Raw genomic sequence first — 13,007 nt, forward strand, 5'->3', positions numbered from 1 at the left:
CCCTGAAATTTTGCAACGTCTCCAAAAATTCAGGGCCACCTAGAATGACGCCATGGCTGAGGGGCTCAGGGAGCGCAAGAAGCGTCAGACGAAGCAGCGGATCTCGGACATCGCGACCGGACTCTTCCTGGAGCACGGCTTCGTGACCGTGACCATCGCGGAGATCGCGGACGCCGCGGACGTCTCCGTCAACACGGTCTACAACTACTTCCCGGCCAAGGAGGACCTCTTCCTCGACCGGATGGAGGGCGTCACCCTCCGCCTGGCCCGGATGATCCGCGGCCGCGACCGAGGGGAGTCCGCCGCCCACGCCGTGCTGCGCGAGATGCGCCGGCAGATCGGCGCCGTCTCGCCCGAGTACGGACTCATGGACGGCTTCGACGCCTTCATGAACGTCATCGAGCACGCCCCCACCCTCAAGGCCCGGCTCTTCTACCTCCAGCAGGAGGTGCACGACGCCGTCGTCGCCACCCTGCGCGAGGAGACCGGAGCGGCCGCCGACGACCCGCTGCCGCTGCTCGTCGGCGGCCAGATCGCCTGGATCGAGAACACCGCCGTCGGCTACATCACCCGCGAGATGACCGCCGGCCGCAAGGCCACCACCGTCTCCCGCGAGACCCTCGTCCTCCTCGACGAGATCGAGGAGCTGCTGAGCGAGCGGGTGCTGACGTACGCGGTGCGCGCCTAGGTGCCCCCGGGGGACCTGTCGTGAGTGTGACGTCCGTCAAACCGGGCGTGACGCGCATTACTTAGCGGTCACATGCGGCCTCACGCCCGCTAATCTCCGCCGGAGAGTCAGAAGTGAACAGGTGTTAAGGGGTGGAAGACCGTGGCCAGGAAGCTCGCCGTCATCGGAGCCGGACTCATGGGGTCCGGAATCGCGCAGGTCTCGGCCCAGGCGGGGTGGGACGTCGTCCTGCGTGACGTCACCGACGCCGCGCTGACCCGCGGAACCGACGGCATCAAGGCGTCGTACGACCGCTTCGTCGCCAAGGGCAAGCTCGACGCCGCCGACGCCGAGGCCGCCCTCGGCCGGATCACCGCCACCACCGAACTCGACGCGGTCGCCGACGCCGACATCGTCGTCGAGGCCGTCTTCGAGAAGCTGGAGGTGAAGCACGAGATCTTCCGCGCCCTCGACAAGACCGTCAAGGACGGCGCCGTGCTCGCCTCCAACACCTCCGCCATCCCGATCACCAAGATCGCCGCGGTGACGGAGCGCCCGGAGGCCGTCGTCGGCACCCACTTCTTCTCGCCGGTCCCGATGATGCAGCTCTGCGAGCTCGTCCGGGGCTACAAGACCAGCGACGAGACCCTCGCCACCGCGCGGGAGTTCGCCGAGTCCGTCGGCAAGACCTGCATCGTCGTCAACCGCGACGTCGCCGGCTTCGTCACCACCCGCCTCATCACGGCGCTCGTCGTCGAGGCCGCCAAGCTCTACGAGTCGGGCGTGGCGACCGCCGAGGACATCGACATCGCCTGCAAGCTGGGCTTCGGACACGCCATGGGGCCGCTCGCCACCGCCGATCTGACGGGCGTCGACATCCTCGTGAACGCCACCAGCAACATCTACACCGAGACCCAGGACGAGAAGTTCGCACCGCCGGAGCTGATGCGCCGGATGGTGGACGCCGGTGACATCGGCCGCAAGAGCGGGCAGGGGTTCTACAAGCACTGAGTTCCGAAGGCCGTTTGGGCCATCACCCCACAGGGTGAATTCGGTATCAGTTCGCTTACAAGGCGCAACGCTTCTGCGCCGACGGCAGTCAGTTGTTGCAAAGACGGAGCACTCCCAGGGAGCGCATATGCACATCAGGGGCGACCACGTCGAGCTGGTCGTCGGGGGCCGCCTCGACGTCCGCAGCGCGGCGGACGCCCGTACGGTCCTGCACTCGGCCGTCGACGACGGAGTCGGCGACCTCGTGCTCGACCTGACCGGTCTCGACTCCTGGGACGCCACCGGGCTCGGGGTCATCATGGGCGCACATCGCCGGGCCGGCCGCTGCGGCCGCCGGCTGGTGCTGCGCGGGGTCCCACCGCAGATGCAGCGCCTGCTCGTGGCCACCCGGCTGCACCGCATCCTTGCCATCGAGGGCGGCCTCGCCGCGGAGTCGCTGCCCCGCGTCTGACGCCCGCGTCCGATCCTCGCGTCCGACGGCGGAGCAGGGCGGACCACGGCGGAGCAGGGCGGACCACGGCGTGAATCGGCGCCGTACCGCCTGTGAAGCTGCTGTGCGAAACCGGCGTCCCGGGCCAATCCTTAGCGGACCGTGACGTCTCAGGCGGGGTGGCACCCCGCCTGTTCCCGGATACTGGAAGAACGTCTAGGGTTCGGTCGCCTGCCCAATGACGGACCCACCCGGCGGGCACCGGACCAGAAGCGACAGCGAGCGTGCAGATCGGCCGGAGGGGCTTCCGCACGCACCGCTTTTGGGGGGCTTGGACCATGGACCCGATGAACCGGGAGCCGGAAGAGTACGGCTACGACCAGCAGGGCGACGACGCCCGCGACGGACGCGGCCTCCCCGTGCCCGAGCGCGGACCTGCCACGCCCGCCCGCGTGCGCACCGCCCGGGTCGTCTCGGGCGACCTGCTGCTCACCGTCAACCCCGTCGACGGCAGCGAGATCGAGGCCTGCCCGCCCGGGGAGCAGCCCGCGCCGCCCCGCCGCCGCACCGCCCAGGAGCGGACCGACGCCGTCCGCGCGGCCGCCCCGCCCGTACCGCCGGGCCCCGCCGCCCCGCGTCTGCCGCTCCTCGAGCGGCAGGAGGAGCACGAGCGGCTCGTCCAGCTCCTCGGCCGCGGCCGCTCCGTCCGCCTCACCGGCCCGGCCGGCTCCGGACGCACCGCCCTGCTCGACGCCGTCGCCGTCGACTGCGCCGACCTCGCGCCCGACGGCGTCGTCCGCCTCTCCGGCCACCACCGGACCCCCACCGAGCTGCTGTACGAACTCTTCGTCACCGTCCAGCACGCCCCGGACCACCGGCCCGACCGCCCCGCCCTCCTCGAACTGGTCCACGACATCGGCGCGATCGTCGTCGTCGACGACCTGGAGTTCGGCGGCACCACCCTCGACGAGCTGCTCACCGCCGCCCCCGAGTGCGCCTTCCTGCTCGCGGCCACCCCCGACGTCCCGGCCCCCTCGGCCGACGCCCACATCGAAGAGCTCGCCCTCGCCGGCCTCGGCCGCGCCACCGCCCTCGAACTCCTGGAGAGCGCCGTCGACCGGCCGCTCACCGACGACGAGGCCAACTGGGCGGGCGACCTCTGGTTCGAGTCCGAGGGGCTGCCGCTCCGCTTCGTCCAGGCCGGCGCCCTGCTCCGCCAGCGCGACCGGCTCCGGGTCACCCCCGCCGAGTTCGACGCCTTCGGCGCCCAGGAGGACGCCGTCCCGTCCGAGTTCGACGCCTTCGGCGCCCTCGACGACGCCTTCGGCCCGGCCACCGCGGCCCCGGCGCCCCAGCCGGACGCCGCCGACGTCGAGCTGCGCGACATACCCCTGCCGAGCCTCGGCGAGGGCGCGGCCCCGGCCGCGCTGCTCGCCTCCCGGCTCAGCCGCTCCGCCCAGGAGACCCTGCGGTTCGCCGTCGCCCTCGGCGGCGAGGTGCCGCACCAGGCCCACCTCCCCGCCCTCGTCGGCGACACGCACGCGGACGCCGCCCTCGGCGAACTCATGACCTGCGGACTGCTGACCCCGGTCGGCCCCCGCTACCGCCTCGCCGCCGGCGTCCTCACCCAGCTCCTCGCCCACGGGTACGGCGGGTCCGCCGAGGACACCGCGGCCCGGGCCCACACCGTCGCCCAGCACTACGCCTGGTGGGCCGGACACCCCTCCGTCACCCCCGCCCGCGCGGCAGCCGAGTCCGACGCCCTGCTCGCGGCCCTGACCGCGCTCCTGCCCGGAACGGCCCCCGAGCACTCCGCCACCGCCGCCCTCCTCGCCCGCAGCGCCGCGCCGGCCTTCGCCGCCGGGCTCCACTGGGGCGCCTGGGAGCGGGCCCTGCGCAGCGGCCAGGAGGCCGCCCGGGTCGCCGGCGAGGTCGCCGAAGAGGCGTACTTCCACCACGAGTTGGGTGTCCTCGCGCTCTGTGCCGGCAACCTGGAGCGGGCTCGCGCCGAACTGGAGGCGTCGATCGGCATGCGCGGCGTCCTCGCCGACAAGCGCGGCACGGTCGCCGGCCGCCGGGCGCTCGCCCTGGTCGCCGACCGCTCCGGAGGCCCCCTCGGTGGCGACCGCACCCCGGCGGGCGAGGAACTGCCCGCCGCCCGGTACGAGGAGTCCGCCTCCCCGCCCCGCGGCATCCCCAAGGCCGTCGTCCCGAAGGCCGTCGTCCCGCGGGCCGTCGCACCCAAGACCGCGCCGATCCCCGCGTTCCCGGACTTCGCCGACGAGGGCCCGACCCTCATCACCCGCTCCGACGCCCCGCAGAACGGCGCCGGGACGAAGGGCGGCGGTACGAAGGGCGGTGGCCCCTTCGGCATCATCGCCGGGGCCCGCCGCAACCTCGTCGCGGTCGGTACGGGAGCGCTCCTGGCCGCCGTACTGGGCACCGTCGTGACCATCGGGGCGACCTCCGGCAGCGCCGAGGACCCGGGCTCGGACCGCGTCACCTCCGACCGTACGGCCAGCCAGGACGACGGCGAGGCAGGCCTGGAGGCGGAAGAGCCGGCCGAGGGTGAGTCGGCCCACCCCTCGGACAGCGGCTCGCCGACCCCGTCCGGTTCTTCGACGACCTCGGGCACACCCGCCAACCCGGGTACCTCGCCCTCCCCGTCGGGCGCGCCGAGCACGGGCGCGTCCACGACCGGATCCCCGGCCCCGACGACGACGCCTCCGCGCCCGTCGACGAGCCCGACGAGGACGACGACGCCGACGAAGCCCACGCCGTCCACGACGCCGCCCACCACTCCGCCGACGACGCCGCCGACGACGCCGCCGACGACTGAGCCCACACCTCCGACGGAGACCACGCAGAGCCAGGGCAGCCCGTCCAACTCCGCCTCGGGCGACTCCACCAGCCCGACCGGCTCGCCCGCCTGACCGGACACACGACTACGGCCCCGAGTGCGTTCACCGCACCCGGGGCCGTAGTCGTACATCCGTATCCGTACGGATCCCTACGTATCCGTACTAGAACAGCCTCAGCTTGTCGTCCTCGATGCCCCGCATCGCGTCGTAGTCGAGCACCACGCAGTCGATGCCCCGGTCCGTGGCCAGCACCCGTGCCTGCGGCTTGATCTCCTGGGCCGCGAAGACGCCCTTCACCGGTGCGAGGTGCGGATCCCGGTTCAGCAGTTCGAGGTAGCGGGTCAGCTGCTCGACCCCGTCGATCTCACCGCGTCGCTTGATCTCCACCGCGACCGTCGCCCCGTCGGCGTCCCGGCACAGGATGTCCACCGGGCCGATCGCCGTCGGGTATTCGCGGCGGATCAGCGTGTGGCCCTCGCCGAGGGTCTCGATGCGGTCGGCGAGCAGCTCCTGGAGGTGCGCTTCCACGCCGTCCTTGATGAGACCCGGGTCCACCCCGAGCTCGTGCGAGGAGTCGTGGAGGATCTCCTCCATCGTGATGATCAATTTCTCGCCCGCTTTGTTCACCACGGTCCAGATGCCGGCCTCGCCGTCGACGCCCTCCTTGAGGGTGCACGGCGGCGACATCCAGTTGAGGGGTTTGTACGCCCGGTCGTCCGCGTGGATGGAGACGCTGCCGTCTGCCTTGACCAGGATCAGACGGGGAGCGGAGGGCAGGTGGGCGGTGAGCCGGCCCGCGTAGTCCACGGAACAACGGGCGATGACGAGACGCATGGTCGGCAACGCTACAAGACACACGCTCTTCCGCGCGATTCGGCCCTTAACGCCCGCTGGACGACCGTCACTTATTGGCCGGTTGTGTTCCCAATCTCCTGGTGCGCTCCGGACAGCGCGCTTACCGTGGAAGCAGGAGGTCGCCGTCCGTGCACGCTGCGTGTCGTACGGGGGGTCCTTCATCCCTGCCCGTAAGACCCCGCCCGTCGGGGTCGCGAGAGGAGAACCCATGTCGCTCGACGTCTCACCGGCGCTGTTGGAACAGGCCGAGCGAGGCGAGGTCGACGAAGCCGACTTCGTCGACTGCGTCCGGACCTCCCTGCCCTACGCATGGGAGATGATCAGCTCTCTGGTGGCTCAGCTGAAGGTGGACGGCGGCGAGTTCGCCGACAACCAGACGCCGCCGCCGAACGAGCAGGCACGTGGTCAGCTGTTGCGTGCACTCGCGAGTGATGCGATCCGTGGTGCGCTGCAGCGGCACTTCGGGGTGCGTCTGGCCTTCCAGAACTGCCACCGCGTGGCGGTGTTCCCGCTGGACCCCGCGGTGGACGAGCGGCTCGCCCGCTTCACCTCCGTACGGGGTCAGCTGCTCAACCAGTCGCCGGAACTGCGCGACTGCTGAGGCACGGTGCTGCCGCTCCGCATCGCGGGAGACGCGAACGATGCGAGAGATGCCGGAGCGGCGGCATCCCACTCGAACTGCTCATGGACTCCGCACCGCCCATGCCCTCAGACCAGCAGGGGGAGCACCTCGGCCCCCAGCCGCCGTACGTTCTCCTCGGTGGCCGCGAGATCGCCCGTGCCCTCGGCGAGCAGCGCGAAGCGCGTGATGCCCGTACGCTCCGAGGTCGCCGCGAGCCGGTCCGCCGCGAGCCGGGGCGTGCCCACCGGGTGCAGTCCGCACAACAGCTCCGTGTACGCGACGGGGTCCCGCATCGCGCGGTGCCGGCCGTCCACCGTCACATGGGCGTCGAGGCCCTGCTTCAGCCAGCCCGGCATGGCCTTCACCAGGGCCTCGGCCGCGTCCTGCGTACGGTCCGCGAGCTGGGCGACGCCCGCCGAGACGTGGCCGGCGCCGATCCGCGCGACCTCGTCGGGTGTGCGGCCGGCCTCCCGTGCGCAACGAGCCCAGGCGGCCACCATCTCGGCCTTGTCCTCGTCCCCGCAGTGCATCCCGAGCAGCATCGGAAGCCCGCGCTCGGCGGCCAGCTTCACGCTCGCGGGGGAGGTGCAGGCGACCACGACCTCGGGCGCCGCGTCGCCGCCGATGAGCTCGCCGGGGCGAGGCACGACCGCCACCTCACGGAAGGCGAATCGTTCTCCCTCAGCCGAGACACGGGGTTCGGACAGCCAGCGCAGCAGCAGATCGAGCGACTCGGGGAAGCCCCGCTCGTACGCGGGGAGACCGGCGCCGAACACCTCCAGGTCGACCCACGGCCCGCCCCTGCCCACTCCGAGCGTGAAACGGCCCCCGGACGTGAGATGGAGCAGCGCGGCCTGCTCGCCCAGCGCCACCGGGTGGGCGGTCGGCAGCACGCTGACCGCCGTGCCGACCCGGATGCGGCGCGTGCGGCCCAGCAGCAGCGCGGCCAGGGTCACGGCCGACGGACAGACTCCGTACGGAACGAAATGGTGCTCGGCGAGCCAGACGGAGTCGAGCCCCGACTCCTCGGCGACCTCGGCGGTCCGCACCGCCCGGTGCAGTGCCTCGCCCTGACCCTGGCCCGGGAACTGGGCGGCCAGAACAAACGTACCCACGCGCATCGCCTTCTGCCTCCTTGCGGCCGACGCGGTTCTCCCCCTCGTACTGGCAACAACGTCTGACACGTGCCAAAGGCAACGGCCTCTCCCGAAGTTCTTGCGATTTTCCGCTGATTCGGCCTGGAGAGTGGGCCGGGCCACCGTGTCGCGGCCCGTAGGCTTGAACGAACCGTCCGTGTTCCCGGCCCCGTGAGGTGATTACGTGTCCCCGCGTCGCAACCGTCCCAGTGGCGGCGAGAAGCCCGATCCTCAGGGTGAGTCGGGCGACCGGTACGGCGGTTCGCAGCGCAGCGAGACCTGGCAGGGCGAGGAGTGGTACGTCCGGCACGTCGCGGGCGCGAGCGCGCCCGGCAAGCGCTACCGGTGCCCGGGCTGCGACCAGGAGATCCCCGGGGGCGCGCCGCACGTGGTGGCCTGGCCGGAGTACGGGGGAGTGGACGACCGGCGGCACTGGCACAAGGCCTGCTGGAACGCGAAGGACCGCCGCACCTCCAGGGTGCAGCGGTCCCGTAACGCGCCGAGGTACTAGGGCCTGTCCGGCGGACAGGCCCCGGGCTGTCAGACGTCCCGGCTGTTCAGCAGGGCGTACGCGCCACCCAGCGCCGCGGCCGTGATGACCAGCAGGATCCACACCGGGTCCCAGCCCGCGGGCCCGGACTCGCTCACCGCCGACCTACCGGCGTACAGCGCGATGAGCTGGCTCGGGACCGCGTAGTCGAGGAGCCATTCCTGCACCTTGGCCAGCGACTCCGAGAACATGAACATGGCGGCCACGAGCGGCAGCAGCAGCACGCCGATCATGATGGTGATCGCGCCCGCCGAGTGCCGGATGATCGCGCCGACGGCGAGCGACAGCAGTCCGAGCTCGGCCATGAACAGCCCGACGCCGACCGTGGCCCGCAGCCACTCGCCGGAGGTGGGCTCCGCGCCGGTGTCCACGATGGCCACCTGCGCCAGGGCGACCACGGCCGCGGTGACGGTGGTGACGGTGAACACGAGCAGGAAGAAGACGATCGCCTTGGCCGTCAGCACGCGGGAGCGGCTCGGGCAGGCGGTGAGCGTGGTGCGGATCATGCCCGTGCCGTACTCGGAGGCGATGGTCAGCACGCCGAGCGTGATCACACAGATCGAGCCGAGGAGCACACCGAAGAAGCCGAAGCCGAGCGGCGACTCGTTCTCGGCCGACACGTCCGAGGCCGCCACGATCGCGGCCACACCGAGACCGACGCCCAGCATCAGGAGCACCATCACGCCGAGCGTCCACATCGTGGAGCGCAGCGAACGGATCTTGGTCCACTCCGAGGCGAGCGCGTCACCGAGGTGGGCCTTGCGCACCGGGATGGGGGAGACGTACGAGTAGGGGGCGGGGGCGGTCATCGGGCGTCCTCGGCGTTCTGGGCGGGCGCGGCGTTCGGGACGGGGGCGTCGGCCGGCGCGCCCTGCTGCGTGGCGTAGGGGTTCTGTCCGGGCGGCGGCGGGGCGTACCAGCCCTGCTGCGGGACCTCGGGGACCACCGGCTGCGGCGGCACGGCGTACCCCTGCCCGTACGGCTGCGGCTGCGGCTGCTGGAGATGCGCCAGCTGGTCCTCGGTGGAGCGGTAGTCCACGGCGCCCTGCGTCATCCGCATGTACGCCTCCTCCAGCGAGGCCTGGTGCGGGGACAGCTCCCAGAGCCGTACGTCCGCGTCGTGCGCCAGATCGCTGATCCGGGGCAGGGCGAGACCGGTCACCCGCAGCGCCCCGTCCGGCTCGGACAGCACCCTGCCGCCGGCCTCGGTCAGCGCGGCCGTGAGCTTCTCCCGCTGCTGCGGCTCGGTCTGCGGGGTCCGCACCCGCGCGAAGTCCGCCGAGTTCGCGGAGATGAAGTCCTTGACGCTCATGTCCGCGAGCAGCTGTCCGCGGCCGATCACGATCAGATGGTCGGCGGTCAGCGCCATCTCGCTCATGAGGTGGCTGGAGACGAAGACCGTCCGGCCCTCGGCGGCGAGCTTCTTCATCAGGTTGCGGACCCAGAGGATGCCCTCGGGGTCGAGACCGTTGACCGGCTCGTCGAAGAGCAGCACCTGCGGGTCGCCGAGCAGCGCGGCCGCGATGCCCAGACGCTGCCCCATGCCGAGCGAGAAGCCCTTGGAGCGGCGCTTGGCGACGTCCTGGAGACCGACGACGCCGAGGACCTCGTCGACCCGCTGCGCCGGGATCCCGGCGAGCTGGGCGAGCGACAGCAGATGGCTGCGGGCGCTGCGCCCGCCGTGCACCGCCTTGGCGTCGAGCAGCGCACCGACCTGGCGGGGCGCGTTCGGCAGCTTCCGGAACGGATGGCCGCCGATCGTGACATGGCCGGATGTGGGCTGGTCGAGCCCGAGGATCATGCGCATGGTCGTCGACTTGCCGGAGCCGTTGGGTCCCAGGAAGCCGGTGACGGTCCCCGGCCGCACGTGGAAGGAAAGGTTGTACACGGCCGTCTTGGCGCCGTAGCGCTTCGTCAGGCCGACTGCCTCGATCATTCTCCAGCCCCATCGACAGGTCGGGTTCGCGTCGGGGCCGAGGCCGACAGCCGGAGCCCCCCGTATGAGCTAGGAGCTTATCGAGCCATTGACGGTTCCAGCGAAGCCGAAAGCGTCACGTGAGCGTTATGCGTCCCGCTTCTTCATCACCAGGTAGCCGCCGAGCAGCGCGACCGCCACCCAGATCAGCATGATGCCGAGCCCGCCCCAGGGGCCGTACGGAGCCTCCTCCGTGTTCATGGCGTCCGGGACGACCTGCATGATCTTGGAGCCGGCCTGGTCGGGGAAGTAGAGCGCCACCTCCTTGGCCTTCGGAACGGCCGAGAGGATCTGCGAGACCAGGAAGAAGAACGGGACCAGGATGCCGAGCGAGAGCATCGACGAGCGCAGCATCGCCGCCACGCCCATCGAGAAGAGCGCGATCAGACCCATGTAGAGCCCGCCGCCCACGACCGCCCGCAGCACGTTGTCCGCGCCCAGAGAGGTGCGGTGCTCGCCCAGCAGCGCCTGGCCCAGGAAGAACGACAGGAAGCTGGTCGCCAGGCCCACCACCAGCGCGAGCGCGCCGGCCACCGCGATCTTGCTGAAGAGGAACGTCGCCCGCTGCGGGACCGCCGCCAGGGACGTGCGGATCATGCCCGAGCTGTACTCGGTGCCGACCACCAGGACGCCGAAGACGACCATCGCCAGCTGGCCGAGCACCATCCCGGAGAAGCTGACGAACGTCGGGTCGAAGGTCGCCTGCTCGGCCTGCGAGAGATCGTCGAAGGTCGACTTCAGCAGGGCGCACAGCGCCGCGCTCATCGCCACCGTCACCAGGAGCGCGCTCGCCAGGGTCCAGACCGTCGAGGAGACCGTCCGGATCTTGGTCCACTCCGACTGCAGGACCGCGGATACCGCTGCCATCGTTCAGGCTCCCTTGGTGGTCTCGCCCCAGCGGGGGCCGGCGGCGGGGGGCGCGTCCGCGCCGTGTACGTCCGTGCCGTGCGCGTGGTACTCCACCGCACCGGCCGTCATCTGCATGAACGCCTCCTCCAGGGAGGCGCGCTGGGCGCTCAGCTCGTGCAGCACGATCCCGTTCTCGGCGGCGAGCTCACCCAGCTTCTCGGTGGTCGCCCCGTCCACCTCCAACGTGCCGCCGCCCACCTCGACGGGGGTGAAGCCGTTGGCGTGCAGGATGTCCTTCAGCCGTTCCTGCTGCGGCGAGCGCAGGCGTGCGTAACTCCGGGAATTCTGGTGGATGAAATCCGCCATCGAGGTGTCGGCCAGCAGTTTTCCCTGTCCGATGACGATCAGATGATCGGCCGTCAGAGCCATTTCGCTCATCAGATGGCTGGAAACGAAGATCGTCCGGCCCTCGGCGGCGAGCGCCTTCATCAGATTGCGGATCCAGTGAATTCCCTCGGGGTCCAGACCATTGACGGGTTCGTCGAACATCAGGATCTCGGGATCACCGAGCAGCGCCGAGGCGATTCCCAGCCGCTGGCCCATGCCCAGCGAGAAGCCCTTCGACTTCTTCCGCGCGACCGGCGTCAGACCGACCAGATCGAGGACCTCGCCGACCCGGCTCGACGGAATGCGGTTGGACTGCGCGAGGCACAGCAGGTTGTTGTACGCGGACCGGCCGCCATGCATCGCCTTGGCGTCGAGCAGCGCCCCGATGTACTTCAACGGCTCCTGGAGTTCGCGGTAGTGCTTGCCGTCGATCCGGACCGTACCGCTGGTCGGGTTGTCGAGATCGAGCATCATGCGCATGGTCGTCGACTTGCCCGCGCCGTTGGGCCCGAGGAAGCCCGTGACCACGCCGGGCCGGACCTGGAAGGAGAGATGGTCGACGGCCGTCTTCGATCCGAACCGTTTCGTCAGGGCCTCGAGCTCGATCATGCGACCACGCTACGGGCGCGCAAAACCCTCCGCCACTGGAATGACGGAGGGTTTTGTGGGTGTTCGCGTTCCGGTTACCGGGAGTGCTTACCGGGACTGCTGGGCCGGGACGCCGCGGGTGACCGGCTCGTCGTCGACCGGGGAGCCGGCCGCCGCCACCGCGGCACCGGTCAGCGTCGCCAGCATCTCGCGGACGTTGGTCAGCTGCGCGTTGATCGAGTCGCGGCGGTTCGTCAGCGCCGCCAGCTCGCGCTCCGATTCCGAGCGGATGCGGTCGGCCTTGGCGTTCGCGTCGGCCACGATGTCCTCGGCCTGGCGCTGGGCCGTCTCGACCGTCTGGCGGGCGCGGCGCTCCGCGTCCGTGCGCAGCTTCTCGGCCTCCAGACGGAGCTGCTCGGCGCGGTGCTCGATCTCGGCGAGGCGCTTCTCGGCCTTGGCCTGACGCGAGGCCAGGTCGCGCTCCGACTGCTCGCGGCGCTTGGCCAGGTTGGTCTCGAAGTCCGCGGCGGCCTGGGCGGCCTTGGCGCGGGTCTCCTCGAAGAGGGCGTCCGCCTCCTCGCGCTTGGACTGCGCGTCCTTCTGTGCCTCGGCACGCAGCGAGTTGGCCTCACCCTGCGCCTTCTCGACGATCCGAACGCCCTCGTCCTCGGCCTTCGCCTTGCGCTCCGCCGCGAACGACTCGGCGTCGTTGCGCACCTGCTGGGCGGCGGACTCGGCCAGCTCGCGGTGCTGCTCGGCGGCGCGACGGGCCTCCTCGCGCAGGTCCTTCGCCTCCTCCTCGGCGAGGCGGAGGATCTTCTCGACGCGGGCACCGAGGCCGGCGTACGACGGCTCTGCGTCGGTGACCTGGGCCTGGGCGTTCTGCGTCTCGAGGTGGAGTTCCTCGATGCGCTTTTCCAGAGAGGTGATTCGGGCCAGAGCACTGTCACGGTCGGCGACGAGCTTGGTAATGCGGTCGTCCACCTGACCGCGGTCGTAACCACGCCGCACGAGCTCGAAGCCGAAGGGGGAGGAAGTGTCGCTCATGGGGTTCCTGTCGAATGAGACCGGTGAGG

The 13,007-nt window shown here is 71.1% G+C and carries 13 protein-coding genes; 6 read left to right on the forward strand and 7 right to left on the reverse strand.

Features of this window, described 5'->3' with window-relative positions; translation table 11 throughout:
- Positions 1-52: 52 nt before the first annotated feature.
- The 4 genes from ACFV9D_RS03060 to ACFV9D_RS03075 all read left to right on the forward strand — a co-directional run bounded on the left by ACFV9D_RS03060 (position 53) and on the right by ACFV9D_RS03075 (position 5,041).
- Positions 53-688 carry a TetR/AcrR family transcriptional regulator gene (locus ACFV9D_RS03060; protein WP_385139974.1) on the forward strand — a complete coding sequence of 212 codons (636 nt, stop codon included), beginning with the start codon at positions 53-55 and terminating at the stop codon, positions 686-688.
- A 141-nt stretch (positions 689-829) separates the two neighbouring features.
- Positions 830-1,678 (forward strand): 3-hydroxyacyl-CoA dehydrogenase family protein, encoded by an 849-nt coding sequence (locus ACFV9D_RS03065; protein WP_385139977.1) that lies wholly within the window; start codon positions 830-832, stop codon positions 1,676-1,678.
- A 127-nt stretch (positions 1,679-1,805) separates the two neighbouring features.
- Positions 1,806-2,129, forward strand: a complete 324-nt coding sequence (locus ACFV9D_RS03070) for an STAS domain-containing protein (protein WP_024761898.1) — start codon at positions 1,806-1,808, stop codon at positions 2,127-2,129.
- Positions 2,130-2,446: 317 nt separating this feature from the next.
- Positions 2,447-5,041, forward strand: coding sequence for an ATP-binding protein (locus ACFV9D_RS03075; RefSeq protein WP_385139981.1), 2,595 nt, complete (start codon positions 2,447-2,449; stop codon positions 5,039-5,041).
- A gap of 90 nt (positions 5,042-5,131) precedes the next feature.
- Here ACFV9D_RS03075 and nucS read toward each other — a convergent pair whose 3' ends face one another.
- Positions 5,132-5,803, reverse strand: a complete 672-nt coding sequence (gene nucS / locus ACFV9D_RS03080) for an endonuclease NucS (protein WP_329115828.1) — start codon at positions 5,801-5,803, stop codon at positions 5,132-5,134.
- 229 nt (positions 5,804-6,032) lie between these two features.
- Here nucS and ACFV9D_RS03085 point away from each other — a divergent pair, with 229 nt between their 5' ends.
- Positions 6,033-6,425, forward strand: coding sequence for an SCO5389 family protein (locus ACFV9D_RS03085; protein ID WP_017236120.1), 393 nt, complete (start codon positions 6,033-6,035; stop codon positions 6,423-6,425).
- A gap of 107 nt (positions 6,426-6,532) precedes the next feature.
- Here ACFV9D_RS03085 and ACFV9D_RS03090 read toward each other — a convergent pair whose 3' ends face one another.
- On the reverse strand, positions 6,533-7,567 hold the full coding sequence (locus ACFV9D_RS03090) for an LLM class flavin-dependent oxidoreductase (protein WP_385139984.1): 1,035 nt from the start codon (positions 7,565-7,567) through the stop codon (positions 6,533-6,535).
- 199 nt (positions 7,568-7,766) lie between these two features.
- On the opposite strand from ACFV9D_RS03090, the gene ACFV9D_RS03095 reads away from it, so the two are divergent.
- Positions 7,767-8,093 carry an ATP/GTP-binding protein gene (locus tag ACFV9D_RS03095; protein WP_383553175.1) on the forward strand — a complete coding sequence of 109 codons (327 nt, stop codon included), beginning with the start codon at positions 7,767-7,769 and terminating at the stop codon, positions 8,091-8,093.
- Positions 8,094-8,122: 29 nt separating this feature from the next.
- Here ACFV9D_RS03095 and ACFV9D_RS03100 read toward each other — a convergent pair whose 3' ends face one another.
- The 5 genes from ACFV9D_RS03100 to ACFV9D_RS03120 form a co-directional block, all read right to left on the reverse strand.
- The gene (locus ACFV9D_RS03100) at positions 8,123-8,941 is read right to left on the reverse strand and encodes an ABC transporter permease subunit (protein ID WP_385139987.1); all 819 of its coding nucleotides are present in this window, start codon (positions 8,939-8,941) and stop codon (positions 8,123-8,125) included.
- Entirely contained in the window at positions 8,938-10,068 is a 1,131-nt protein-coding gene (locus ACFV9D_RS03105) for an ABC transporter ATP-binding protein (protein WP_385139990.1), read from the reverse strand. Before ACFV9D_RS03105 ends, ACFV9D_RS03100 begins: the two co-directional genes overlap by 4 nt.
- A 126-nt stretch (positions 10,069-10,194) precedes the next feature.
- Positions 10,195-10,974 (reverse strand): ABC transporter permease, encoded by a 780-nt coding sequence (locus ACFV9D_RS03110; protein WP_385139993.1) that lies wholly within the window; start codon positions 10,972-10,974, stop codon positions 10,195-10,197.
- Positions 10,975-10,977: 3 nt separating this feature from the next.
- Positions 10,978-11,952 carry an ABC transporter ATP-binding protein gene (locus ACFV9D_RS03115; protein WP_385139996.1) on the reverse strand — a complete coding sequence of 325 codons (975 nt, stop codon included), beginning with the start codon at positions 11,950-11,952 and terminating at the stop codon, positions 10,978-10,980.
- A gap of 87 nt (positions 11,953-12,039) precedes the next feature.
- On the reverse strand, positions 12,040-12,978 hold the full coding sequence (locus tag ACFV9D_RS03120; protein ID WP_385139999.1) for a cellulose-binding protein: 939 nt from the start codon (positions 12,976-12,978) through the stop codon (positions 12,040-12,042).
- Between the last annotated feature and the right edge of the window lie 29 nt (positions 12,979-13,007).

The organism is Streptomyces sp. NPDC059875, from assembly GCF_042731085.1.
GTDB lineage: Bacteria > Actinomycetota > Actinomycetes > Streptomycetales > Streptomycetaceae > Streptomyces.